Origin of the sequence: Vibrio sp. 1751, assembly GCF_033339895.1 — a bacterium.
GTDB classification, from domain to species: Bacteria; Pseudomonadota; Gammaproteobacteria; order Enterobacterales; family Vibrionaceae; genus Vibrio; species Vibrio alginolyticus.
The window spans coordinates 25,219-52,216 of record NZ_JAWOVM010000007.1; the positions used below are offsets into that span (position 1 = coordinate 25,219).

Annotated in this window: 22 protein-coding genes; 3 read left to right on the top strand and 19 right to left on the bottom strand. The window is 42.9% G+C overall.

All coding sequences use genetic code 11. From position 1 onward, the window contains the following. Nucleotides 1-18: 18 nt before the first annotated feature. The 8 genes from R7041_RS04485 to R7041_RS04520 all read right to left on the bottom strand — a co-directional run bounded on the left by R7041_RS04485 (nt 19) and on the right by R7041_RS04520 (nt 10,665). A complete protein-coding gene (locus tag R7041_RS04485; protein ID WP_005377714.1) occupies nt 19-2,241 on the bottom strand; it encodes a TonB-dependent siderophore receptor in 2,223 nt (740 codons plus the stop codon). A 200-nt stretch (nt 2,242-2,441) separates the two neighbouring features. Further along, nucleotides 2,442-4,418, bottom strand: a complete 1,977-nt coding sequence (gene fhuB / locus R7041_RS04490; protein ID WP_005377716.1) for a Fe(3+)-hydroxamate ABC transporter permease FhuB — start codon at nt 4,416-4,418, stop codon at nt 2,442-2,444. After that, a complete protein-coding gene (locus R7041_RS04495) occupies nt 4,415-5,299 on the bottom strand; it encodes an iron-siderophore ABC transporter substrate-binding protein (RefSeq protein WP_206949532.1) in 885 nt (294 codons plus the stop codon). The genes fhuB and R7041_RS04495 overlap by 4 nt, the downstream gene beginning before the upstream one ends. Nucleotides 5,300-5,310: 11 nt before the next feature. Further along, entirely contained in the window at nt 5,311-6,075 is a 765-nt protein-coding gene (locus R7041_RS04500) for an ABC transporter ATP-binding protein (protein ID WP_206949534.1), read from the bottom strand. 324 nt (nt 6,076-6,399) lie between these two features. Continuing rightward, nucleotides 6,400-6,618, bottom strand: coding sequence for a hypothetical protein (locus tag R7041_RS04505; protein WP_005377723.1), 219 nt, complete (start codon nt 6,616-6,618; stop codon nt 6,400-6,402). Nucleotides 6,619-6,705: 87 nt separating this feature from the next. Next, nucleotides 6,706-7,830, bottom strand: coding sequence for an HD-GYP domain-containing protein (locus R7041_RS04510; protein ID WP_206949536.1), 1,125 nt, complete (start codon nt 7,828-7,830; stop codon nt 6,706-6,708). A gap of 274 nt (nt 7,831-8,104) precedes the next feature. Continuing rightward, the gene (locus R7041_RS04515) at nt 8,105-9,310 is read right to left on the bottom strand and encodes an aromatic amino acid transport family protein (RefSeq protein ID WP_033905238.1); all 1,206 of its coding nucleotides are present in this window, start codon (nt 9,308-9,310) and stop codon (nt 8,105-8,107) included. 161 nt (nt 9,311-9,471) lie between these two features. After that, complete coding sequence (locus R7041_RS04520) at nt 9,472-10,665, bottom strand: iron-containing alcohol dehydrogenase (RefSeq protein WP_047102205.1); 1,194 nt, start codon at nt 10,663-10,665, stop codon at nt 9,472-9,474. A gap of 626 nt (nt 10,666-11,291) precedes the next feature. Here R7041_RS04520 and R7041_RS04525 point away from each other — a divergent pair. Beyond that, a complete protein-coding gene (locus tag R7041_RS04525) occupies nt 11,292-12,557 on the top strand; it encodes an HD domain-containing phosphohydrolase (protein WP_025766702.1) in 1,266 nt (421 codons plus the stop codon). A 54-nt stretch (nt 12,558-12,611) separates the two neighbouring features. Here R7041_RS04525 and R7041_RS04530 read toward each other — a convergent pair whose 3' ends face one another. Together R7041_RS04530 and R7041_RS04535 are read right to left on the bottom strand one after the other, a co-directional pair. Then, a complete protein-coding gene (locus R7041_RS04530; protein ID WP_005377733.1) occupies nt 12,612-13,214 on the bottom strand; it encodes a 2OG-Fe(II) oxygenase in 603 nt (200 codons plus the stop codon). A 160-nt stretch (nt 13,215-13,374) separates the two neighbouring features. Then, nucleotides 13,375-14,145, bottom strand: a complete 771-nt coding sequence (locus tag R7041_RS04535) for a TerC family protein (RefSeq protein ID WP_042522881.1) — start codon at nt 14,143-14,145, stop codon at nt 13,375-13,377. Nucleotides 14,146-14,556: 411 nt separating this feature from the next. On the opposite strand from R7041_RS04535, the gene R7041_RS04540 reads away from it, so the two are divergent. Continuing rightward, nucleotides 14,557-15,501, top strand: coding sequence for a LysR family transcriptional regulator (locus R7041_RS04540; RefSeq protein ID WP_042522879.1), 945 nt, complete (start codon nt 14,557-14,559; stop codon nt 15,499-15,501). Nucleotides 15,502-15,520: 19 nt separating this feature from the next. Here the strand turns inward: R7041_RS04540 and R7041_RS04545 are convergent, their stop codons facing one another. The 4 genes from R7041_RS04545 to R7041_RS04560 form a co-directional block, all read right to left on the bottom strand. Continuing rightward, nucleotides 15,521-16,402 (bottom strand): YjjW family glycine radical enzyme activase, encoded by an 882-nt coding sequence (locus tag R7041_RS04545; RefSeq protein WP_042522877.1) that lies wholly within the window; start codon nt 16,400-16,402, stop codon nt 15,521-15,523. 22 nt (nt 16,403-16,424) lie between these two features. Further along, nucleotides 16,425-17,969 (bottom strand): YjjI family glycine radical enzyme, encoded by a 1,545-nt coding sequence (locus tag R7041_RS04550; protein ID WP_042522875.1) that lies wholly within the window; start codon nt 17,967-17,969, stop codon nt 16,425-16,427. A gap of 212 nt (nt 17,970-18,181) precedes the next feature. Beyond that, the gene (locus R7041_RS04555) at nt 18,182-18,805 is read right to left on the bottom strand and encodes a LysE family translocator (RefSeq protein WP_021033866.1); all 624 of its coding nucleotides are present in this window, start codon (nt 18,803-18,805) and stop codon (nt 18,182-18,184) included. A gap of 202 nt (nt 18,806-19,007) precedes the next feature. Next, entirely contained in the window at nt 19,008-20,225 is a 1,218-nt protein-coding gene (locus tag R7041_RS04560; RefSeq protein WP_042522873.1) for an HD-GYP domain-containing protein, read from the bottom strand. 487 nt (nt 20,226-20,712) lie between these two features. Between R7041_RS04560 and R7041_RS04565 the strand changes: the two genes are divergently transcribed. Further along, on the top strand, nt 20,713-22,416 hold the full coding sequence (locus R7041_RS04565; RefSeq protein ID WP_005377743.1) for a putative bifunctional diguanylate cyclase/phosphodiesterase: 1,704 nt from the start codon (nt 20,713-20,715) through the stop codon (nt 22,414-22,416). Between the two features lie 107 nt (nt 22,417-22,523). Here the strand turns inward: R7041_RS04565 and R7041_RS04570 are convergent, their stop codons facing one another. From R7041_RS04570 to R7041_RS04590, 5 genes are all read right to left on the bottom strand, one after another. Further along, entirely contained in the window at nt 22,524-22,997 is a 474-nt protein-coding gene (locus tag R7041_RS04570) for a response regulator (protein WP_053303110.1), read from the bottom strand. Then, nucleotides 22,984-24,321, bottom strand: coding sequence for a sensor histidine kinase (locus R7041_RS04575; protein ID WP_170893811.1), 1,338 nt, complete (start codon nt 24,319-24,321; stop codon nt 22,984-22,986). Before R7041_RS04575 ends, R7041_RS04570 begins: the two co-directional genes overlap by 14 nt. 3 nt (nt 24,322-24,324) lie before the next feature. Then, nucleotides 24,325-25,743, bottom strand: a complete 1,419-nt coding sequence (locus R7041_RS04580; RefSeq protein WP_017634015.1) for an SLC13 family permease — start codon at nt 25,741-25,743, stop codon at nt 24,325-24,327. A gap of 248 nt (nt 25,744-25,991) precedes the next feature. Beyond that, nucleotides 25,992-26,456, bottom strand: a complete 465-nt coding sequence (locus R7041_RS04585; protein ID WP_132936636.1) for a GNAT family N-acetyltransferase — start codon at nt 26,454-26,456, stop codon at nt 25,992-25,994. A 35-nt stretch (nt 26,457-26,491) separates the two neighbouring features. After that, nucleotides 26,492-26,869, bottom strand: coding sequence for a hypothetical protein (locus R7041_RS04590; protein WP_206949538.1), 378 nt, complete (start codon nt 26,867-26,869; stop codon nt 26,492-26,494). Nucleotides 26,870-26,998: the final 129 nt, after the last annotated feature.

Consider the following 26,998-nt stretch of genomic DNA (forward strand, 5'->3'; position numbering starts at 1 on the left):
GTTTATTTATACGTTAACTCACCAGTCGTAAGTTAAACTTGCAATAACATTTTGTCGGTCGCCATACCAACAAAAGCCATCACATGTCGCTATGTACTTTTTATCCGCGATGTTTTTAGCTGCGACTTGTAACTTGTAATCGCCGATTCGATAACTGACCGTCGCATCCATTAAGAAATAACTTGGTACTTTTAGTCTCTCTTCATTGTCTCCGTATGACTCACCTGTATAGCGCGCGCCTAAGCCAACAGCAAAGCCATCAAGAGGTCCATCAAAGAAACGATAATGTGCCCAAGCTGATGATACGGTATTCGCCACTTGGGAAGGCGTTTTGCCAACCCATGCCTTATTGATGTCTTGTTTTATCTCTGCATCAACGTACGCAATGTTCCCGATCAATGTTAAGGATGGTGTCACATTAGCTACAGCTTCAAACTCAACGCCGTTATTTTCTATTTTTCCTATTTGCGTTAATTCACTCAAGTAGATACGAGCCAAGTTTTCTTTTGTTGCCCGATACGTTGCAATATTGAAATAACCATCAAATGAATCCGGTTGGTATTTCATACCGATTTCAAATTGATCACCGCTTTCAGGCTTCGCTGACTTACCATTGCTGTCTTCTTGAATAATTGGATCAAAGTACTGAGAGTAACTAAAGTATGGCGTGAAGCCAGAATCAGAAATATAAGCCGTTCCCACGCTAAACGTCCACTCTCCATTATCGACTTTCGTGCGAGCACCAGTGGTAACATTATGTACTTCATTACTTGTATCGTCGTAACGTGCCCCCAATAACATCGCCCATTTATCGTTGATCAGCATATGATCTTGAAAGTAGACGCCGAGCTGCTGATTATCGATTTTCGTTCTTTGCTTATCGGTTTCGCTCAATGGTTGTAGCGTATTCGGATCGAGTAACATTATGTTATCCGAATAAGTAGGATTAAATACATTAAACCTAGGATCGGGCAAAGCTCCCATTGGTGTGTTTAATAATGCATTACCATTAGCAACTATAGGGTCATTGGCAAAATCTTTACCATCGATACTGATCATTTGAAAATCTATGCCCAACATCAAGTTATGCTCAACACTTCCCCAATTTACTTGGTGCATCAAACGATTATCGATATTAAAAGCATCAGATGACCCATCTTCTGTTGAAGCACCCCTAAGTATGGTTTTGCGTTCATTTGATGGGTCCAAAGCCGGCCCCAACGCAGGCACGTCAGCCGAGTAAACGTACGAATACATTTGTCTTAGCTTAACATCCATTTCGCTGTAACGAGCTGCTTGAACAAATGAAGTGGTATCATTAAATGCATGAGAAAACTCATAGCCTAAAGACACCTGCTCACGCTCAAACGTCTCCCAGTTAGGATTGCCTATCGCTAAACTATCACTGATCTTTCCATTTTTGTTTGGCGTTAACGTTCCTTCAACTGGCAAAAATTGCAGATAAGGATCTGAGTCGTCTTTTTGATAGCTCGTTAGAAAGGTAATTTCAGACGTCTCATTAAATTTGTACGTCATCGATGGAGAGAGAAGAATGCGCTCTGCTTCTACCCCACTAATTCTCGTCCCATTTTTTCTCGCTAACCCTTGAAAGCGGAAAGCTAGCTGCTCACTCACCTCAGAGTTTACGTCAAGAGAAAGTTGTTTACGGTCTTCAGAACCGTACTCTAAAGATACAAGTCCTGATCCCCCATCAAATTGAGGTCGCTTACTGACAACATTGATAACCCCACCTGGAGGGTTTTGCCCATAAAGAACAGACGCTGCACCACGTAAAACTTCAACCCTCTCTAACGCAAACGGATCTATTTGCCAACTATAGAAGCCAGAAGAATATAAACGGGTACCATCTTGATACAACCCGCTGTTCGCTTGTTTAAAACCACGAATAATAAACCAATCTTGCTTGTTATCTTCGCCGAAATAATTAGTTTGAATGCTTGGTGTGTACTGTAGTGCGTCAGAAATGCTAATAGAGGCACGATCATCCATTTGCTCTCGCGTAACAACAGACACCGCTCTTGGAGTCTCATTGATAGCAATATCAGTTTTCGTCGCTGCCCGACTCTTCGCTCCGAGATAACTAAAATCTGGACCAACTGCACTGTCTTGCTGCTGTCCAATCACAACTATATTTTCATCTTCCTGAGCCAAGACATTTGGCGTTGATAAAGCTAATACAACCGCCATCGACGTTGGTGTCAGCATAAACTGCCGAGTCATATTCTTCTCCTTTTTGTCGGCAGCCAAACCAACCCTTCATGACTTCAGCGACCGCTGAAAGAAAAGCGAGTTACGGCATCGCCAGTTGTTTCCGTAAAAGACAAACCAGAGGTTTTGCATAAAGCACTCGCATAGGTTACGAATGCCACTACGAGTGCTTATTTGTATAAGTACTTTCTTGGTTGAGGCTTAACTCATCTCTATAAACGGCGTAAACCCCACATTAAATACAAACCGCCAATGAGAGACGCCATAAGCCCTGTTGGTATTTCTTGCGGGTAAAGGACCTGTCGTCCCAACCAATCAGCCAACAACATCACCCCTGCCCCCAGTATCGCGGCGCATAACATGTGTTGTGACGCTTTGTTAAAACCAAATAAGCGAGCTAAATGCGGAGCCAACAACCCAACAAAGCTAATCGGGCCAACAACCAATGTCGCACTGACCGTGAGACAAGCAACTAAAAGAAGCAGTATTGCGCGTGAACGATCAACTCGAATTCCAAGTGCTTTAGAGGAAGCGGCACCGACAGGAAGAATATCTAGCCATCTTACGCAGAGAAAACTCAACCCTATAAAGACAAGCGCAGATAAAGACAATGGGAGTAACGTTTCAACCGAGACATAGTAGGTAGACCCAGACAACCAAGCCAATGCTTGATAACTTCTTGGGTCACCAGTGGCTAGAATAAAGCTCTGTATTGCATTCATCAGTGCGGTTATCGCAATACCAGTCAACAAAATACGCTCCGGCTGAAAGCCTGACTTACGGTTTAGCAGCACAATGACTAATACCGTCGCTAATGCGCCTACGAGCCCGCCTAGAGAAAGAGTGAAAATTGACGAACCAAACCCAGTAAACATCGCGATGATCAATCCCATCGCTGTCCCTGAACTGATACCGATCACTTCAGGACTTGCCATTGGGTTTCCACTTAGGCGTTGAATCATGGTTCCAGCAATCGCTAACATTGCCCCCGCAATTGCTGCTGCAAATAATCTAGGTGCGCGCCACTCCAAAAAAATCCAATTTTGGCTAGCAAATAAGTTTGCCCACCCTTCATTTTGCACAGCAACCGTGGCAAAAAGAACAACAGAAATTAACGTGCCGATCAACGCCAATGAGATCGCTTTAGGGTTTAGCTTGTAAACATGTTCACGATGTCGAGTTAACACTGTTTGAGTATGGCCCTGCGTCTTTTGTGATAAGCGAGGTAACAGCCATAACAGTAGCGGAGCGCCCAGTGCAGCGGTTGCTGCTCCCGTTGGTATAAAACTCGCCATTAGCCCCGGCAGTTGCTGAATAACCAAATCGGTTAAAGTCAATAACATGGCACCAATCAGCATTGATACCCAAAGCTTATGCTGGATTTTATTGATACCTATCAATCGAGTAATCGCTGGCGCCGCTAACCCGATGAAACCGATGATTCCTACGGCAGAAACCACCCAAGAAGTGATTAACACCGCAAGCCCAAGACAGACAAAACGCAACTTAGCTAGCGAGACACCTAAACTCTTGGCACCTTGCTCGGAGAGTTCCAACAGACTTAACGGCTTTGCAATCACAAATGCAACGACCGTAGCAAGTGCGATTCGAGGGGCAAGATACGAGAAATCTCCCCATCCACTCTGAACAAGCGAACCGGCTCCCCATATCATTAACCCATTCAGCTTTTCGGTATTCATCATCAGAATAACCGTACTTAATGATGCAAAGTACAGGTTTATCACTAACCCAGAAACGACGACAACCGTTGGAGATAACGCTCGTCGCCATGACAACAGCATCACCAACCCCATCGATATCACACCGCCGATGAGAGCAACCAAATTAGGCGCGATATCCAACATCCAAGGTGCGAATAGCGTAGCTAACATCAAAGCAAAACTTGAACCGCTCGCCACACCAAGTGTCGTGGGTGAAGCGAGAGGGTTACGCAGCACTTGCTGCATCAATACCCCAGCAACCGCTAATCCAGCACCAGATATAATCGTGGTGAAGACTCGAGGCCACCAGCTAAAGTGAAGTAAAACAGAATCGATAGATTGAAAGTTAGGCTCCCATAAACTGCTTAGAGCCAACGAAAATGAGCTTACTTGGTACAATTGGAAAGCACCAATAGAAAAGGTAAATGCCGAAAGTAACACCACAAAGCTTAAAGGCATCGTTTTCATTGTGTTAACTCCTCGACCTTACTCGCCGTAACTAACTCTGCGAAACGGAGAGCTGAAGGCATAGAACCAAAACTCCAAACGGGTGCGACTTGCATGACCTTTTCACCAGATTGTTGAACAACATATTGCCAAAATGGGTCTTGAGAGAGCTGCTCCGCTCCACCGTAAGGTAATGGCTCTACGATAACAATTTGAGCTTTTATGCCAGCTAACTTGTCGATGCCAACTAGGCTGAAGCCCCAGCTATTCGTCTTTTCATTCCATGCATTACTCAGCCCAATCTTTTCGATAGCCTGAGAGTAAAGACTATTTTGACCAAAAACACGAACGTGCTTCGTATCCATAAACTGAATCATTAAAAGCGGCGGCTGGTCTTTGTTTATGCGCTGTTTTAATAAAGAGAAACGTTTTTCATATTGTTGGATAAGCGCCTCTGCTTCCGCTTCTCTTCCCAGCTCTTCACCAAACCTCCGAGTGAAACGAGTAAGTACCGACCAATCTGTGATCCCGCTTTCATATAAGTCAATCGTGGTAACGGGGGCAATATCGACTAAACGATGCTTCATTGAGGAGAAGTACGGGGCAATAAAAATACGGTCAGGTCTGAGCTCGTAAATACGCTCTATATTGGGTTGAGTTCTTAACCCTACATCCTTCGTTTGAGGTGGTAACGGTGGCGATTTTACCCAAGCATCGTAATCTTGCCCTTGAGCGACGCCTACGGGCACAACCCCTAACGCCAACATCGTTTCAGTTTGTGTCCAATCAACCGACATCACCCGAGGTGGTGCGTCAGCTAGTGCTTGAAAAGAACTGACCAAAAGCGCACTAAGTGAGAGAGCGAAAGAGAAATGTTTAAGTCGAGTGTTTGTACTGCTCATTATTCCAACCTTTAGCTTGGCATCGCCACCGGATAACCCGCAGGGTGGTTAGAGATCATCATCTCTATCCCATATATGTCCCTCAACTTAGGTTCAGTAAACACCTGTTCAACATTGCCTTGTGCAATCAAATCACCTTGATGTAATGCAACGATGTAGTCGCAAAATCGTGCAGCCAAGTTGATGTCGTGTAATACGATAATAACGCCCAAGCCCAGTTCTTGACTGAGTTTAGAGATAAGCTTCAACATATCGACCTGATGGCTGATATCTAGCGCAGACAAAGGCTCATCAAGAAGCAAATACTCGGTTTTTTGGGCTAACAGCATAGCTAGCCACACACGTTGACGCTCTCCTCCAGATAACGTGTCCACTAAGCGATCTGCGTATTTTAGTGTGCCTGTCATCGCCATTGCTTCTTCAACAATGTCGTGATCTTTCTTACTCAAACGTCCAAGTAAACCATGCCATGGATAACGACCAAAACCGACTAAATCTCGACCTAAAATACTGTCGGTCACCGGAAGATGCTGAGGCAAGTAGGCAATGTGTTGGGCGAATTTTTTCGCTGAGAGATCGTTAATGCTCGTTCCATGCAGAACCACGTCACCAGCTGTGTATTGCTGTTGCTGTGCCAGCAACTTTAACAATGTGGATTTTCCTGAACCATTGTGTCCAACAAGAGCGTATGTTTTTCCGGGTTCAAATGTCACATCAAACGCTTTTAGCAATGACTTGCCTTCTATCTCAAACTGGAGTGCTTTAGCTTCCAACATCCCTACTTCACCTAATAGCCATTTACGAATAACAGTTATTCAAAGCTCTCATTCGTTGATCACGTTTGCCGTTCTTATTCAACAGAACGATTAATAAGGGAGGTTTTATATAACAACAAAGATACAAATGCAAACCGTTGTCATTATCATTACATCAACAAGATCATTGAGAGAATTGCTAAGTGTTAGTGATGATTTGCTCTGCTGAACTTCATTAGTAAATTATAGGCAGGTCAACGAGAGCAGCGGTCTCCCACTGCTCTCGCATAAATTTGAACGAATACTGCAGCGTATGAAGAAATGAAAAATGCCGCAGTGAATACATTAATGACGAGCGTCAGCGCCAAACTCTACTTCTTTATAGATATCGGCCAGCGACTTTTTACCTTGTTTGTCTTTGGCTGAACGCTTTTTCTTAGTTTGATAATGGTATTCTTGCTCCTGAAGTGCTTGTTCGTGCTCTTTTGCTGACTCAACAAACTCAGGATTTGCAAGTGCTTGTTGGCGTAAGCGGTTTACTCTTTCAAGGGTTTCCCACAACATACTTCACCTCCAAACTTATTACTGTATATAAAAACAGTATTGTTTAAATATTCCTCCTCGTCAACATTTCAACTCCTTTCCTGATCTTTACATTAATCCCAAGCCTGTATAGTGCTCGGGATACTTGTGGATGATTTGCTTTATATAACCTTGATGCTCTCGCAGAGCATTAACACATTCTCGACATAACCATCCCTGATACACCCATTTTTCAAGTTCTAACAATGCGTATGGGATGGACCACGCTTGTCTATACGGATGGTGCGTTGTCATAAAATCAAAGGCATTTGCGGCAGCCGTAATTTGGGCGGCTATTGGTATATCATCACTGGTTAAACCATACGGATAACCAGTGCCATTTAAATTTTCGTACTGATAAATAATCATCTGCAAAAACAAAGTCACACTCGGGTGAACCGGATTTCCGATACGGGCAACTATGTCATCCGCTGAATCGATACAACGCTCAATATGTTGAATCAATATCGCCTCTTGTTCTTGAGAGTAATTTGTTCGGCGGCTAGCAATTTCAACTGGCAGCTGACTATCACTGAGCGAATGGAACTGAGCAAAAATACCAATATCTTCGACCATTTCGTCATTCAGGTGATAACGATCCGCTAACTGCGTTGCGATAATTTGACTGTAGTACTTCATGCGTTTGGTATGCGCGTAATACTCAGGTGAATAGCCTGGCATCATACATTGCATTCGGTTCGCTAGCGTTTCTATCGCATTGACTACTTGAGTTTCTGATTCAACCGCAAATCGAATCATTTCGAAATAAGGTTTAAGACCATTCAGCGCTTCTAAACTAAACGCATCACGTTGAGTGGAGTTCAAAAATACAAAACCAGTAAAAGCTTTATTGTCATAACAAGGAATAGCAGCCGACGACTGATATCCGTGTTTGAGTAAAATTTGAACCCGAGGACAGTGCTTAATATCATGAAGGTCTTCGACGATACGAGGAACCGCGTTTTTAGAGGCAATATTGAGGTGGTGGAGTTTACGGAATGCTGATTCGTGATGGGCTAAACACCAAGTGTCGAACTCACTTTCTGCAAATGATTTGAGCACATCTTGGTCTGGGTGATATTTTGCAAATGACACCCTATCAATACATGGCAAGTGCGCCTGCATCCTGCCTTTTAGCGTTTGCAGTTGCTCGTTAAGCGGTTTTGCAAACGGGTAAAAACTCCGGTGCGCCATGCTTCACCTCCACACCAAAGCAGAGAAACAAGAAAAGCTCATTGTGTTGCAAATTCAATGGTATTTTGAGCGGTTTTCTCCACTTAAATTATCGATATACCACAACTTAAGTGTACGAAATAAAAGCACATTTCTACCAATTTTTTCACCGGATATCTTACGGTAATTTGATCCAGATTAAAAAAGCCAACGAGCGAAACTCGTTGGCCTAACAATACTGATTGATTACGATGGATTCAGTAACTAGAGGTTATTCAAAGAACGTTCTAAACAACTAGCCTAGAGCAGGAAGCACACCCAGCGTAATTAACACCTGAGCGAATACGATGCCAGTGCCAGCGATGCCCGTTATCACTAACGCACCTTGACCACCTGCGACGCGGTACTCCCCAGTAAAATCATCCGATTTACGAACCTTGATCACCATAACCAAAGGCAAAAAGATGGCTAAAATCGCTAAGGCAATCGCTGCATAGCCCAAAGCCATAATAAAGCCTTGAGGATAGAAAAGTGCGAAGCCTAGCGGTGGAGTAAACGTCACTAGTGCCGCAATCAAACGATTAGGCTTATCGTTACTTCCTTTGATGGTATCACCCAAAAATTCGAATAGACCCAAACTCACGCCAAGGAACGATGTCAGCAATGCCAAGTCAGCAAACACACCAACAATGCTACCCAAATTTGATTGGTGTACTGTCTGAGATAGTTGACCAATCAGTGCGCTCAACCCTCCGTTCTCAACAAGCGTACTTTGGCTAACCACACCCAACGTCACGATTTGCCAAAAGATATAAATAACGAGTGGAATCGTCGAACCAATAATAACGGCTTTGCGTAAAGAAGAAGTGTCACCGTCTAAGTAATTCACAATTGCAGGTATACTTCCGTGGAAACCAAACGAAGTAAAGATCACTGGAATCGCCGCTACAACAAGGCCTTGTTCGATTGGCATACTTAACAAGTAAGATTCCGTAACGTTTGGAGCAAGAAAAGAAAGCACCGCAACCATCGCAATGAGCTTCATCGCGAACAGAACTCGGTTTACTTTATCGACCGTACCGGTACCCACTGTCACAACTAAAGTCACAATCAAGGTAAAGATTATCGTTGATGTAGGCCCTGAAATATCGAGGTCAAACCATTGTGCAAGGCGGTCTCCGAACTGAGCACCACCGCCAGCGATATACGCTGCACATAATGAGTAGAAAAGAAACAACATCGCAAAACTTGCCACCCACTTGCCTTTTTGACCTAGGATCTGTTTCGCCAAAGTATGAAGTGTAGCACTACTCTCCGCATGTTGATGAAGCTCAAGCATAAGCAAGGCAGTGAAAGCCATCAGAGCCCATAAGCCTAGCATGATGATAATAGAAGTTGAAAAACCAATGCCGGCAGAGGCAAGTGGAAGCGCTAGCATACCAGCGCCTATTGTAGTGCCCGCAATAATTAGCGTACTACCGAATACTTTAGAACGACTCATTGTATATTAATCTTTACACTTTATTAGAAATTATCAGTATTAGATCGGGCAACGGCGGACCGAAACCAACACCATATTTGTATTGCCGTCGATATTGTAGGATCTTTAGCAGAAGATCAAGCAAAGTGTAAGGATAAAAAACCACACATGTAAACTATAATTTACACCTTACTGATATTTAACAATAACTGTGTGCACTCTTCCCTGTTCATGAACTTGGGAACAGGGTAATTCCAGTGCGCCTCTTTCAGAATTAAATCAACAAGCGCATCAGCATCTTCACGTTGAATGAGCGCACTGGTTTGCTCAATATCAATAGTTGAAAACAAGGACTCCAGATTCGCCAAAAAATGCTGAGCACTTGCGTTACCTAACTGCCCCTCGGCCGTCAACTCATCGAGCTTTCTTAGTTGAGGCTCAATCTCTGATAATGAAAAGCGCAGCACAGGCAACAAGGCTAATCCGTTTGCCATACCATGAGGTATTCCATATCTCGCACCGAATGTGTGAGCAAAGGCATGAACATAACCCAAACTCGCTTTGGTAAATGCTAAACCCGCGTAATAGGATGCCATAGCCATTTTATGACGAGCTTCGACATCATCCCCTTGCATCACAGCCCTAGGAAGATATTTAAAAATGAGTTTAATAGCGGCAACCGAATAAGCCATCGTTTCTTGAGTAGCGTTTTTCGATACATAGGCCTCAATAGCGTGGGTTAATGCATCAACGCCAGTATCAGCCGTGATCTTAGGAGGTAAACCAATCATTAAATTCGCATCTAAAGCTGCCATTAGTGGCACCAACTTTGGATCCATTAAAGGGGTTTTAATGTGTGAGGAGGGATCTGACACGACCGCAGCTATAGTAACTTCACTTCCGGTTCCAGCCGTTGTTGGAATAGCAAAAAGCGGCGCTGGCATTCGCCATACCTTCAATAGTCCAGCTAATTTTTTGATTGGCCGTTTATTGGTAACTTTCGCAGCGATGACTTTTGCACAATCCATTGCAGAGCCGCCACCCAAAGCTAATATGCCCTCACAATGAAAACGATGATAAGCCTCTAGACCGCTCTCTACCTGATCATAGGTAGGATCGGGCTTAACTTGCGAGAAAACATCTAACTGTAAATCGAGTTTTGCTGCAGCCTCAAGCACCTTATCTACAATACCGACTTGGACTAACCCTTCGTCGGTAACTAACAAAACGCGTTTAAATCCCAGCTCGGTTATCGATTCTAATAGCTCATTCATCGAACCAGGGCCGGAAAACAAGGTTGGTCTCGGCATAGGAAGGATATGGGCTGCAATTTTTAACCCAGCGGTGTAACTCCGGTATAAACGATGCTTCAACATACGAAATCCTTTTCATTTAGAGCTATCATTCTAGCTACTTTTACTACCTATGCTTACTTTGCAATCACACATTTTCAATAAACTTATCTCACTAAAAGGGCTAGCATCGCTGGGAAACCGTACCATTTCATTATCTTTCCTCAACGACATGAGCTACAGAGAAAATGTTTTCAACGACGCTCTATTGTCATGTAGTTAACAAGCTTCTTTCCCTATTACTCTGTTAGTTACAGAGCGAGCCTCGAAGAAGTCTTCTTATTTTTTGCCAAAAGCAACAATATGAATTCTGTTAATCACACATCAATACCGTGTGTCTCTGGTTGAGCCCGAGCACGATTTACAAAAATAAAAATAAGAATGCGTTACATCATGATTTATTGTCGTTTTCAAATAAGTCAACAAGAGCAACAATAATCTTTCAAAACTTATACTTAGTTCAAATATCTGACTCTTAACCATGAGCTTCAGGTGATATTATTATGCAACTAGGATTATTATCCCGCCCATAATCAAAACTATGTCTAAACGCCCACCTTTTTGGGGTCTATTCGCTGTCGTACCCAATTTTTCCTATCACCTTCTGATTTGGGTTTAGCGTGGGCTAATTAGCAATGTCGGTATAAACCATGAATCATTCTTGCCATTCCCATACGGACATGGGCTTTGAAGTCGATCTGAAACAAGCACTTATCTGGGTTGCTCGAGCACTCGACTATGTAGGTGTTGATGATACGCACCATAGCCATCGTGTCGCTTACATCGCTTACCAATGCGCTCGGGTCATGAACTGGGAACCAGAAAAAGCGGAGTTTTGCTACTTCGCAGGGATGATCCACGATTGTGGAGTCTCCGAAACACAAGAACATAAAATGTTACTTGAGGAGTTGGTGCCACAAGATGTAAAAACACATTGCTTAAGAGGATACCGAAGCCTCAAGCAGTGTCGTTTGTTACGTCAGTTTGCTACACCTGTTCTTTACCACCATACACATTGGAGTGAACTAAAATATCTTGATTTACCGCCTTTTGAAAAAGAGGTCGCTGCCCTACTCTATTTAGCCGATCGTCTCGATTTTATGCGTTCCAAATACGTCATGAACTGCCACTGTGACATTGTCACACTTCATGAAGAACTAATTGCAGAATGCATCATGGCAAACGCTGGAACTTTGTTTAATCCAGACATGGCTAAGGCAATGGTTAAGCTCGTTATGACCGACGCATTTTGGTTCGCGATGGAGTCTGAAAATATAGAAACCATCGGATTAAACTTTAAAAGCATTGATTGGCTTCAAAAACAGCTCACCATCCAAGATATGAATAGTTTGGGAATGTTTATCGCTCGAATTGTTGACGCAAAAAGCCCATTTACTTATCAACATTCGCAAAAAGTGGCGGAGTTATCTCGGTATCTAGCCATCAAGCTTGGGTTCTGTGAGCACGACCAAGAGATGTTATTTATTGCTGGGTTGGTGCATGATATCGGAAAGTTAAAAACACCAGATGAGATTCTTCATAAAGAAGGCTCTCTTAATAAACAAGAGTATACGCGTATTAAACGCCATACAATTGATACTCAGCTCGCATTACACAAAGTGTTTCCCAACGCTAAAATAGCGGAGTGGGCCTCTAATCATCACGAGCGTTTGGACGGTTCTGGCTATCCTTATCATAAAACAGGAGACGAACTCGATGTACCTTCGCGTATTGTCGCGGTTGCCGATGTTTTTCAAGCTCTGTCTCAGGACCGTCCCTACCGAGGACGAATGGCGCAAGCACAAATCGCCGCGATTATGGGCGAGCAAGTCGCTAAACAAGAACTTTGTTCTGACGTCTATGCAGTGCTAGAGCGAAACATGACCGAGTGTTACGAGCTATCAACTAATGTTTAATCGACAAAGGGCGTATCTACGCCCTTTGCTGATTTTGTGCAGGTTGCAAACCAATCATTTTGCAATATCAAGTACATTGTCTCGCACACCATTGATTCTGAACCAACCTGCAATACTGAAACGCTCAGCATTGGTCGGTAAAACCTCATGCGGGAATTGCTCAGATAAGAATAAAAGTAAGCGTCCCGATTGAGGAGGGATGGTTGCTATCTTATTATCATTTAGATCGTAAACCACCAATTCACCTGCATCCTTTTCCGTCCAAGATTCGTTCATGTAAAAAACGGTTGTCAATCGACGGTTTTCATTGCCCTTAAAACAATCTAGATGCTTTTGGTAGAAATCCCCTTCCTCGTACTTGGCAAAGTGAGCTTCATACTCAAAAAGCCCCAGAAACAAGTGACGGTTCACTTCTTGGCGTATTTCTTCCATCTTATCTAAGTAAGAAGTAACCGCGTGCCCCATATTGGGCGATAACCATTGAATTTTGTCACTTCGAATTGACTCAATACGAGTCACATCGTCATTACGACCAATACGCGCTTTTTTCCAGTTACTTGGAATGCAGTCTCGTAATTGAGCCACTTCTTGTTCAGAAAGAAAATCATCCCAGATGTAGTAGCCATGGGTTGCTAACGCATCGATCATTTTATCCATTATTGTCGTTCACTCATATTAGTTGGGCGGTCTATATAAAAAATCTTCAACCTCACAACAAATGCGATTTTTTGTCGAAACGACAACAAAATAAAAAGAGAGCAAAAATAGGTGATGACGAATATAAAAATGCCGCTCATATGAGCGGCAATATCTTTTATTATTGACGAGCTTCTAATCTCGTTGGATGAACTCGCAACGGACTAAGACGTTTAATAGTCGGGCGTTGTTTGTTTTTTAACTGGATATGACAAAGTTCCAGAATTAAGCCGAATGCCATCGCAAAGTACACATAACCTTTGTTGATATGAATTTCGAAGCCTTCTGCCATCAATAAACCACCTAACAAAACGAGGAATAACAAAGCAAGTGTCTTAAAACCAGGGTAACACGACACCAGGTTATTTATTTTTTCGGCTGTCATGACCATCACGATAGCTGACGAAACAATCGCTGCGACCATAAGTGGGACATCACTTGTCAAACCAACGGCGGTTATCACCGAGTCCATCGAGAATACAGCATCCACGGCAACAATCTGCAACAGAACTACCGCTAAACCAGTACGGGCGTGAGTTGAGTGAGCAGACTCGTTGTGATTTAACCAACTCCACAACTCTTTCAGGCTTTTAGCCAAGAGGAATGCACCACCCGCAATCATGATGATGTCTCTTCCGGTAAACGATTGTTTCGCCAAAGAAAATAGTGGTTGAGTCAGTTGCATGATCCAAGAGATTGAAAACACTAAACCAATACGAGCAATAACAGCAAGACCAATACCAAGGTTTCTTGCCAGCTTACGTTGGTGCAGCGGCAGTCTTTCACATAAGACAGAGATAAAAACGACGTTATCAACGCCTAAGACAACTTCAAGCGCAAACAAAGTGGCGAAAATAGCCCAAGCTTCTGGTTGCATAAAAAGTTCTAGCATGAGCATGTCTCCAATAATAAGAAGACATATGGTGAAGGGTTTTGTCGACTAAAGGGGTCGTCCATTAATTATTTATACCTTTGTTACTGAGGGATCATGAGTAAATCACCAAACAATCAACAAAACAATATCTATTTTAATTAACAAGGAACAAGTTTAATTCGTGTACAAATCAATCAACTCCTCCAAATTGATTAAAATTACATAGAAGCTTTAGAATTGAATAAATGAAAGCATTAAAGTCCAACAAAACTAAGATAAATTTCTAGACTTATAAGCACCATCAATCCTTATGCAACCCATCAAATGCATTGAGCTCAAAGAGAAACAGGCGTATTTCCGAGATAAACAATAGTAAAAATTTGTTTCATGCTGATATACTGCCAAAAATCATAAGAAACCATGCTATTTATGGACTACATTGCTCTTTCGCGTATAAGCCTTAAACATCTAACTGTTTTACATATGTTGTTAACCACTCACAGCGTCACACTTGCGGCAGAACGCTTGTGTGTAACACCATCGAGCGTCAGTAAAACGCTCGGACAGTTGCGCGAAACGCTAAAGGATGACCTTTTTTACCGTGATGGCACTCGCTTAGTGCCGACAGCATTTGCGCTGCATATAGGCCCATCAATCCATGGCATACTCTCCAGTATGAATGGGTTATTACATCAAGGCTCTTTTAATCCGGCTTACTATCAAGGTAGTTTTTCATTAGCAATGCGTGAAAGTTCGTTTGAGCTCTTTGCGCCAGTTCTACAGCACTTGTCCCAACAACTGAGCAATCACGCGCACTTGAATGTCCATGCGAAAGAGGAAATGAGTTTCGATGCATTAGCAAGAGGTCAAGTGGATTTTTTGTTGCTTCCTCACGATCTCAGCCAACCACCCACACAAAATAAAGACTTGGTATGGAAAACCATTTTGAAAGACGAAATGGTTTGCTTAATGAGAGCATCGAACCCACTCGCTGAGCAACCCTTATCTGTTGAAAGTTACCTTTGTGCAAGACACATCGGTATTCATGATAAAGATCTGTCACAACCTTATTTTGAGCAAAATCTCACCCAAAGGCATTCAAAGCGAAACTTGGCCATGCGTGTAGCCGACTTTGGTTCAGCTGCGGTGATGTGTCAGCACTCGGATTACTTGTTCACATGCTCCAAGCTTTGGGCAAGAGCGGCAATGCAAGCAAAAGGTTTGGTTGAGCAAGCTCTTCCATTCGATTACGGGCAAGTAGCCTACAGCCTCGTTTGGAACAAAGCGAGCTTAAACGATCCCGCTTTAAAATGGTTACAGCAACAATTACTCGACGCTTGCGCCATGTTAGATTTAGATGCCTGTGATGCGTAAGCATAGATAAACAACGGTACTACGTGAGTACTGTCGGCACGGTGATAGGGTTACTCACGTAGCATCGAAGCTCTGATTTTAAGCGTTCGATATCATGATGAGAGCACATATCCCAAGTTAACGCCTCCCCCATTACTCCGTGATGCTGAAAGGCATTTAAACGGATAAGCACCGATTCAGGAAGAGTACTCAAGTAACGTCCAATTGCTACGATTTCTATATCTAAATCACTTTTTTGGGGAATATGCAGTAAGCGGACCTCGTACAATTTTTCGTGTTCAGCTAGGTAATGAAGGGTTTTAAATACACGATGATTATCACGCCCAGTTAGCCACTGATGCGTCTCCGTCTGCCACGCTTTCAAGTCGATCATTGCGCCATCCAGAAAAGGGAGAATACGCTGCCAACCAGCAACCGCTAAAGAACCGTTACTGTCGATGAAACAAGAAAGGTGCCGTAATTCAGGATCTTGTTTTATCCCTTTAAACAGCTCAATAATGAAAGGAAGTTGTAAGGTAGATTCCCCACCGGATACAGTAACACCACTGATGAAAAAGCGATGTTTGCGTATCAAATCGAGCATTGTTACTACAGAGTAGTCAGTAATTTTTGGATTAGATTGGTTCTGACATATCTCTATACAATGATCGCAGTGGGTGCACTCCTCTTTAAGCCAAACAACGTTGTTGTTTTCGTCGAACTTCAATGCGCCTGCTGAACATTCACTCACACACTCACCACAATGATTACAATGGTTTATCGTGTGAGGATTGTGGCAGTTCAAACACTGATAGTTACAACCCTGTAGAAAGATGACTAGACGATTTCCTGGCCCATCAACACAAGAGAAAGGAAGGATATGAGTGACTTTTGCCAAAAGGCTTCCACTTCGTCTAGACATCTTGTTCTTTCCTAAACCGAACTTATGCCTGCGTGTAAGTCGGTGTTACTTCATGACTCACCACACGTGGTGAGCGTTCTAAAATTTTGGTATTTTTTGCTGCTTCCGCACCTAGAAACGTCGTGTTGGTTCTCGAACCTTCTTTATCATATTTCGCGACATCTGAAAGTTTGATCATGTAGCCTGTCACGCGAATTAAGTCATTTGAAGTGACATTCGCGGTAAACTCACGATAACCAGCATTTAGTGCCCCTTTACATAAATTGAACATCGCTTCTGGGTTAGATTTCACCGTTTCATCAATCGTCAAAATATCGCTGATACCCGCACGATAATACTGATGATGCTTCGCCGTTGCTTGTACATAAGTGACAGGGTCTGGCTCTGCACCATAAGGCAGACGTACACCTGGCGTAACATCATGATCTAAGCTAATGCCGCCTTGTGCATGTAAGAGCGCTTTGCCATCTAAACCATATTTCACCGGGGTTGAGTCCACCAGTTTAGCCAGTGTTGCTGAAACATCATGAGCAAAAGTATTTGCTCGATCATTTTTTCCGTATCGCCCTATTTGCCCTTCTTTTTCAAATAGAAGGTTTACCGCTTCGGCCATGCCGTAAACGCCATACATTGGCGCGAAATAGGACTCTTTTATCAACCCTTCTTGCGTCAAAAAGCCTTGAAAGAAGTTCGATTTTTCATGCAAGTGCGTGCTTCTTGCGTTTATGAGCTCGACCATTAATCGATGGTAAGAAGGCAACGCACTGTTTAAGAAGTCGTTACAGTCTGATGCTCGTTTTGCAACTTCTTTTAAATTCATTCGCACCAATGTGTTCGAGCCACCTGCTAATGGAAGCGAGTTGTAGCAACTTACAATACCAAAGCGTGAGCCGTTGTAGGCTTTCGTGTGCATTGGGTAATTGGCGATATGCGGTTTACTGCATTCACAAATGTTCTGTGTCGCTTGACGAAGTAAATCATCAGGTGTAACTGTCTCGTCGTACATAAAGGTGAGATTCGGTGCGATCTGCTTGAGCTCCGCATCTACTTTTAAAACAGTGCGACAAATAATGTTGTCTGTCGGTCCGACATTCACATGCATAAACGCATCTGGCAATGTGCGATCCAGCATGATCCAAAAATGTTTTAACTTTTTGTAAATCTGGCTCTCTGTTAGGTCGCCTATGTAAGGCAACAAGACATCATCTAACTGGCCTAAGTAAACCGGAATGTTCGTTACCGAAGGAACATGATGGTAAATGATGGTCAGCATGTTCAACGCATCATCGAAATCATCAGCCGGAGACAACTCTAAATAGTCTGAGCCTTGCGATAGAAATTTAGCGTAATCAGGCAACACATAGCGAGGTTTAAACGGTGCATGACCTTCAAACATATCGCAGATGATGCCTTCATCCATTGCTTGTCTCAGTGATGGAGATACGGTCATGTAAGGAATGCACGCTTCAGCCTCTAAAGCTAAACAACTCGACTTCTGTTTTGGAGAAAGACGGACGTCGGTCGCGATATCTAGAAAACGTTGTTGTAGTTTAGAAAGGCTTGTCATCTAAGATATTCCTACAAAGTAACCACAAGCCCACAAGACAAAATACGAGCTCTACCCCTAAAGAGTAACGTGATTTTACTCCTGCTTGGCTGTTGCCACTAATGAAAATAAACAAAACGTCTATTTCCATTCTGGAAATAAGACAAAGCTAAATTAGCGCATTCCAACTTACTATATGGGAAAACCTAACTGCGTACCGAAATCTGTCTTACTTATCGGTTTGCCGTCGACAACATCACGCCTGCACCAATAAATACTCCACCAGTCAAACGATTGAACAACTTCGCCCTTCCAGCGACAAACAACCAATCGGAGGCTTTTACCCCTAACAATGCATAAAATGTTAGCCAGCTAAGCTCAAAAACCACAAATGTAGACGCGAAAATCGCGTATTGAGCCAGTAGCGGTGCGGAAGGTTCAATGAATTGAGGAAACAAAGCGGTGAAAAAGACTATCGCTTTGGGGTTACTAGCGCCAACAATGAAACCACTAGTGAACGCGCTGAACGCTGTCGCGGAACTTTGAGTCGTTGCCGTTTTATTAAAATCTCTCTGAGATGAGCGCAACGCTTGAATACCTAACCAGATTAAATAAGCGGCACCACACCATTTGATAATATTAAAAACTAACTCAGATGAAGCAATGACAACTCCCAGCCCGGTAAATGAGAGCGTAAGGATGCTCGTAATCGCAGACAAACTGCCAAGTGCAGTCATGAAAGCAATACGAAACCCACTACTCACTCCTTTACTTAAACACAACAGTGAGCTTGGTCCTGGTGAAGCTGTGAGCACGAGAATGGCAAGAGTGTAAAAAATCCATGTATCTATTTGCATTGGCATCCCTTCCAGCAAAATGAGGTTTATAGCCCATTGTGTATAGAACTATTTTATCGCCCGGTTTCTATCCATGAAGCCGAGGTCTTAATAACCATCTTGCATCTAAATGACTTAGAAAAAATTAATAGATAGTTATGCAAATAAAATACGATCTACATGCAAGGATGTAAAGCCTGTTGTATAAGCTTATCTATTTCTCTTAATCATAAAAAGGCTTAGGATCGATCTCTAACGATGAAGGCGCGATCGCTCTTTCAATTTTGTACGCACTCGTTTTTAAATCCACCATCGTGACATCAATGTATCGTTTATACTTGCGGGAGTAGAAACATTTCACTTCTGGCTTTAATGCTTGAGATTCATTTGAAGACCAAACAATACCAACACGCCCATCGTTCAACTCGACAATGGAGCCTACGGGGTACATCCCAATGCAATTAATGAATTTGTAAACTAAGTCTGCGTCTAAATGAAATGGCGTTAGACTCAACAAGATTTTAAACGCTTCCGCAGAACTCATGCCTTTTTTGTAACAGCGATCAGCCGTTAGCGCATCGTAGATATCTACAATACAGCTCATACGGCCGTGAATTGGAATCTCATCCCCCTTCAAGCCTCTAGGATAACCATTGCCATCTAACTTCTCGTGGTGCATCAAACAAACATCACGGCTTACTGCACTAAGCCCTTTTACGTGAAGGATAATCTCACCTGCGAACACTTGATGTAGCTTCATATGTTCAAATTCTTCAGGCGTTAGCTTCGCTGGCTTGTGCAAGATCTTATCATCGACTTTAATTTTACCTACATCATGAATAATGCCACCTACAGCAAGCTGTTTTAGCGTTGGTTTATCCAAGCCCAAGTACTTACCGAATGACACTAAAAGACAAGCGACATTGACGGAGTGTTCCAATAAATAAGAGTCTTTTTTTCGGAGTGCAGAGACACACTGCAACGCATCTGAGTCAATAAAAACACTTTCAATGACATCGTCAGCCCAAGCTTCTACTTCATCAACTTCTATGATTTTTCCTTCAAAAGTTTGATTCAATAGTTTTTGCGCCAAATCTTTTGCTTCGGCGATCAGCCTTTTGGCTCGCTTGTGTTGGATGTCTCTCGAACGATAAGCTCGTTGATCCCTCTTAAAATCGGAGTGTTTCTGCTCTCGCGTCTCTTTAGTGGCATCAGTTGATTCATCTACAGGCTTGAAGACACACTGCTGCGAAGATAATGTTTGATCTACCCAAACATACTTTACGCCACTTGTAGCAAGCTTCTTAATGCCTTCAGGGCTAGATATCCGCCCTGCATTGGCTAAATTGACGCGCTTGTTGTGCTCTATCGCGGTAACAAACATACCAACGCCGATATCAGCGAGCGCAATTTTGATTGAATTTTTCGGATCGTACTGCATATAAAGAAGGCTTACTCGATATTAACGTCCGCATTATAAGAGATTTGATTACTTGGCGTGATAATAAATTTGAATTGATTACAATTAATGAGCATCCTGTCAATTAATAATCGGTCGCGCTCATTAAGTCCTTTTTGTTATTATGGTTTTATCCAAGATAACATATATACAAATGACGTTAGAAAACAGCACATTGATACCGACACAACTGAAAATAACTTTAGGATAATTATTCATAAATATTTATAGATTGCGGACGGCATCAATAACTGTATTTTATAAATGATTTTTACTGTTGACTATTTTTTATAAATGTCGATGATTAGCCGCCTAATCTTAGTATGTTATTAACCTAGTAGCGCATAAAATGATAGCCAAACAATTTGAACTGACACTTTTGTGATTGTAATGTACGCCAGCAGATCAACTCTATGTTATCAACCCCAACACTCATCTCTGATGCTAAAAGGCTCGAGGAGGAAATATCTTGACCACCATATTTGACCAACAAGTCTCAGATAGTGACCGAGAGTTCCTAAAAATCGTCGAAGAACGATTCATTCATATCTTCGATGTATTTAACGAAGGCCTCTTTTACATGGATGAGTTTGGCACCATGGTATTTTATAACAAGGGCTTTTATGAGCAGCTTGGTATCAACGCTGGTCGAATCAGCTTAGAGCAATGGTTAGACCTTGTTCACCCTCTCGATCGAGAAAGACTCTCCACTCGGGTCGATGCTCACATCATTACCAACAACACGAGAGTCACAACGACCTACCGCGTGCGTAAACCCAATGGACAGTACGTCTGGATTGAAGGCGTAGCCATGACCAAAGAAACAGAACATGGTCATTATATGGTTGGTAGCCACCGTGATATTTCTGAACGCAAGCTGATGGAAAGCTACATTCATCAAGTCGCATTTCATGACAATGCGTCAGGTATGGCTAATCGCGCCCATCTCTTGCTGGATATTGAAGATAGTGTGCGAGCCACCGATTCTTGTGCATCTATCTGTTACATTCAGATAGAAGAGATTAAATCTTACTTAAATCAATATGGCAGCGAGTTGGTCGATGGGTTAGTGGAAAAATTGCTACAAACTCTCAGTCACCTACCTTCTCCAAATAGTTCTGTATATCGCGTACATGATGATGACTTTGCGATTTTGATTCACGATGAATGCTCGGTAGAAACGCTGCAAAGTTATGCCGAAAGTTTAAAGGAAACCTACCACGAGGCAGTGATTGAAGAGGGCCAATACTTAGGAAGTAACATTAGTATTGGTTTGTATCCTTGCATAGATCCAAGTCACTCAGCAGAGGAAATATTACGTAAAGCAGCACGAACTTGTCAGTACGCAAGCGAACAGAATAAAGACCGTGTTGCGGTTTACAGTGAGAAAACTCAGCATGCCGTAGACCGTTATTTCTTTATTGAGCAAGGTCTAAAAAGTGCACTTGAAAAACAGACATTAAGCGTTAAGTTTCAGCCAATTATTGACGCCAAAAGCTCAAAAGTAGTGAGCTTCGAATCTCTGGTTCGCTGGCGTAGCAAAGAGTTTGGCGAAATTTATCCAGACGAATTCATCCCCGTCGCAGAGAACAAAGGTTTGATTGTCGAGCTCGGATATCAAGTCTTTGCCAAAGCGTGTGAATTTATCAAAAACTACCGTGAGCGTTACCAAAACCAAGTTCGCGTCAACGTGAATGTTTCTGTACTTCAGTTAATGAACAGTGAATTCCCTGCGCGAATTAAAGCCATGGCGGATGAGGTTGGTGTCGATCCTGAGTCTATTGTTTTGGAACTAACAGAAACGTTTATTTTGGATAATAATCAGACAGCCATTGCCCCTCTGAATACCCTCAGGGAACTAGGATTTGCACTCTCTCTGGATGACTTTGGATCGGGTTACAGTTCATTAAATAGCTTCTTCGACCTCCCGATGACACAAATCAAAATTGATAGGTCGATGGCGTGGAAAACACTAACCAACCGCTCTTCACAAGAATATCTGAAGTTTCTTATCACTATGTGCCAGGAAAATAATATTGAAGTAGTGATTGAGGGAATTGAAGACGCCAAAATGTGTGAATTTTTTACCGAAATGGGCGTCGATTATCTGCAAGGTTATTGGTTCTCTAAGCCACTTTCTGTTGCCAGTGCAAGCCGCTATTCGTTGAGTTAAGCATACTAGAGCAATATTCCGCACGGCCACGTTAAACATGCTGAACTATTCACTATAGATTTCAGACACTAACTGGCCGTGACGAAAACAAAGCTTAATGCCCCCTATTAACGTAGGCGTTCAAACACCACACTCTGATCTAAATGTTCGTGATACTGAGTGTAATCTAAGCCCACATCAAAGATATATTGGGTCACCAGGTTTCTAACGCACTCTATTAATTGGCTTGCTTGCCATGGTTTTTCAAAGTAGCGGTCAATGCCTGCGGAGTTGATCGCATTAATCGTATCGGTGTGCGTCGCTTGCCCGGTAAGAAGCACTTTTCTCGTAAAGCCAAAACGACCGTCTTTTGATACATCGGTCAGCAGCTCTACTCCCGTTTTACCTGGCATCACATGATCGGAAATAATCAATGCGATCATCTCGCCTTCTGCATCAAATTCATCCATCAGTTCTAGAGCCTCACCTGCTGATTCGCAGTCTTCGATATTCAACCATTGATTTAACGGCTCTAAATCTTGTAGAACCGCGCTTAGTACCTCTCGTTGGTCATCAACGCAAATTACATTAAGCTTCTCCATGTTCACCCTCTACTGGTAACTTGATTCTAAAAATCGTTTTTTCACTGTCGCTCTTTACCACAATAGAGCCGTTATATCCGGCGATAATGCGCTTCACAATCGACAGACCTAACCCTAAACCAAACGACAATCCCCCCTTTTTAGTGGTGAAGTTTGGCCGGAAAATTTTTCTACGTGTCGCTTCATCAATTTCTGGTCCGTTGTTAGCAATCGTGACCAAAATTTTACCCTTACTCTCCCGAGTATGTATTTCGATACCGGGTTTCTCCGTTTCACCAAGTGCATCGCACGCATTCTTTAATATATTTACCCAAACTTGGACGAGTTCGGTTTGAGAACCAATAAAAGCAGGTAAATCCGCAGGGCTAAAACGAACACTCACTCGTCTTAAGTCACTTTGCAATAGAGCCAAGGCGCGATTGATTGAATCATTGATGTTAATCGCTTCATCCAAGTCGATATCCGTGCGCCCCAATTGTTTTACGGATCGCACAATGCCAACGGTATGTTTAGAGGCGATGCGTAAGTCATGCAGATCTCGCCCCATTTGCCAGAAACGTATCGCTTCTTCTGGTCTTTTTAGCCAATGTTCTGAAAGGAAGTTGTTTGGAACGGCACGTGCAAGATCACGAGCAACCTCCTTGGTTAAACCGTAGTATTTTTCGAAGTGGCGCCCCCGCTTTCTCGCTTCGCTAGAAGAGACTTTCTGCCCTTGCATTAAACCAAAATCAAAAAATTGACTCGCTTCCGGATGAACTTCTTCAAGCAGTTCCATGATAACTGTCTCTAGCCGTTCTGATTTACTGCTTACAACGCCTATCGCATTGTTCAACTCATGACCAATACCCGCTGCAAGCTGCCCCAACGTTGTCATTTGCTCTGCGGTATGAAGCTTTTGTAGTGCTTTTTCTTTAGCCAATGCCTCTTGCATTGCGCGCCGTTGACGACGAGATAATTCGTTAACCATCACAGGCATAAATTGTGTCGTCAATGGTCCGTATGTCGCCTCTTCCACGGCGGGCGTATCGCGCTGTATCCAAGCCAATTCAACATCGGTTTGAGCAATCACTGTCGAAGAGGCAGTCCACGTACCAGAAAAGAAACTGTGTACGCCAATAAACGCACCTTGAGACGCAGAAAATACCTGAATCGGTTTCTTGTCATCTTCCGCGTAATACCCCGCCAGTTCTCCCGACAGCACATAGTACAAGCGATCGTTGTAGCCAGCTTGCTCAATAAGCACCGACCCGGATAAAACCGTTAATCGGCGTTCAAGGTGATTAAAGTAGCGTTGTACTAACGCGTCTAACTTCGTTTCGTACATGGGTTATCCAATATGCCCAACAGTATGTAAAATCCACACCATCACAAAACTGAGTAATACGCCAATCACGCCTAGCACGGCACCGATACGAGCCATTTGGCCACTCTCGACATGCCCTGTTGCATGAGCTAACGCGTTTGGTGGCGTACTGATTGGTAACGACATACCGAGTGAAGCAGCAAATGTCACGACTAAGATCAGAGTAACTTCACCGCCGAGAGGCGTTAGCGAAGCCATAGAAGTACCCAGCGCAGCCATAATCGGCATCAGCAAGTTTGCGGTGGCTGTATGCGACATAAAGTTTGCCATTAACAAGCACAAGAAAGCCGCACCAAACAAGACAACATATGGCGAGAACTGATCAAACGGAATGCTGTGTACCACCAGCTTCGCAAGCCCGGTTTTATCTAGAGCAAGGCCCAGAGCAATACCGCCTGACACCAACCAAAGCACATCCCAAGAGATTTTCTTCAAGTCTTCTTTGTTGATGATGCCCGTCAATGAGAACACTGCGACCGGAATTAATGCTACTGTGTAAGAATTCATTCCATGTGCAGAACCCATCAACCAAAGAATAATCGTGCCGGCAAAGGTGACGTAAACCATTATTGCTTTGGGTGTTTTCAAAAACTTGCTTTTAATGTTCAGATCGATGGTGGTTTGTTCGGCTTTATATAAAAAGCCAATCAGAAACCAAGCTAACGCCATCATCACAATAACGAATGGCACACCAAATACCATCCATTCACCAAACGTAATTAAGTTGTCACCAACCAAATATTTTAGGGCGATGGCATTCGGTGGCGTGCCGATTGGAGTACCAATGCCACCAATGTTGGCTGCAACAGGAATACACAAGGCGAATGCAATTCGACCTGGGTCTTTAGGCCCGAAAACCGCTATCACAGGGGTTAAAATGGACAACATCATCGCTGTTGTTGCGGTGTTTGACATAAACATGGAAAAAACAGCGGTGATCAGCATCAACCCCAGCATAACGAACTTTGGTTTTTGTCCAAATGGTTTGAGTAACACTCGGGCTAAGTTGACATCTAACCTGTACTTTGTCGCCGCCATAGCCAAAAAGAAACCGCCGAGGAAGAGCATGATAATCGGACTAGCGAAGGTCGCCATTATCTCGTTGTATTGTAATAGCTCACCAAAATGTGGCTGCCCTTCTTGCAAACGAAAGAGCACAATACCTTTATTTGATACAAGCAATAGCTCTAGGACAATGATCACAACCGAAGTGGCGTAGATTGGAATTGGCTCGAATACCCAGCAAAGTGCGGCAAGCAAGAAGATTGCAATCACTCTTTGCTGGACGATAGTAATGCCATCAAATGGGAACGCAGAGAGAGGCATTAACCAAACAAGCAATGGTATCAATGTTGGAACAACGTATTTGAGATAAGGGCGCATAGTACTACTTCTCTTCCTGAGATGGTTAGCCAGACACATTTGGCGTTTGGAACGCTATTACCCGCCGCAAAACCAAAACTTTCAGACTGTTTTTAAGCCTTCAGAGACGAAATGCGGTAATGGCGTTCCAGAGAAGATTATGTACACTGTTTTCAAACAAAACGTTGGTGCGAGATCAATGAACTCGTTTTCACATTGGAAAACATTTTATATCTGTGTTCAAGCTCACTAAATGCTCACTATTTAAGTTAAATATACTTTTCCATCATAAAGTTAGTTAAGGTTTCTCCCCTAACCTCAACATGTTGTCGAGACTTAACTGTGAAACCCATTTTCTCGTAAAAAGGTCGGGCGGTAATACTCACTTCAGAATACAGTCGTTTTATCCCCTGTACTTTCGCCTGTGAAAAAAGAAAAGACATCAAATCACGACCAACACCTTGTCCTTGGTATTCATGATGGCAAAAGAAATGATCAATCAAGCCGCCACCTTGCAAATCACAATAGCCAACGACCTGCCCTTCTATCTCCGCGACGTATGGTTGAATATCGTCCATTTTTCGTTGCCACACATCGAGGTCAAAATCTGATGGTGCCCAAGCGGAAACTTGTGATTCCGTATAATCGCGACGATTAATGATTCGCACAGTATGGTAAAAGAGTGCCCACAGTGTTGGGGCATCCTCGGTGCGATAGCAGCGTATTGAGAGCATCAATTTCCTCATTCCTATTCAATAAATACTAAGCATTAACGCAAAGTGATACTAGTGAACTCATCATTTTCAATGCCAATCACTAAAGGCTTCCCAATCTGATCACTGTTCATCAATACGGTAGTATTCAGCTCACGGCTTGATCTGCGTATATTGCTTTTTCTTATGATATGAATATTCACAATATAATCGGAATACTCCTTTGTGATTCCGCCGGAAAATTCTACGTGCTCACTTTCATTGTCTCGGACAACATGAAATTTTCGATTGGCTTGAATATCAGTACTGATGGAGGAATCACCATAGTTCAGCACAACGGACGTTGGTTCGCTATCTTGATTGGCAAAACAGCCAAATGCGAACACGCTTAATGCGAACACGCTTAATGCGAGTATACTTTTTGATTTAAACATTAATTATTCTATTTCTAGTTATTTTTCTGCTATTTGCATGACCAAACAGCACTTGTTCTGTGAGCGCCTATTGTGCCATAGCTGAACGCTGACTCTAAACGCGCAAAAAGATGAGCGATGAAAATTCCG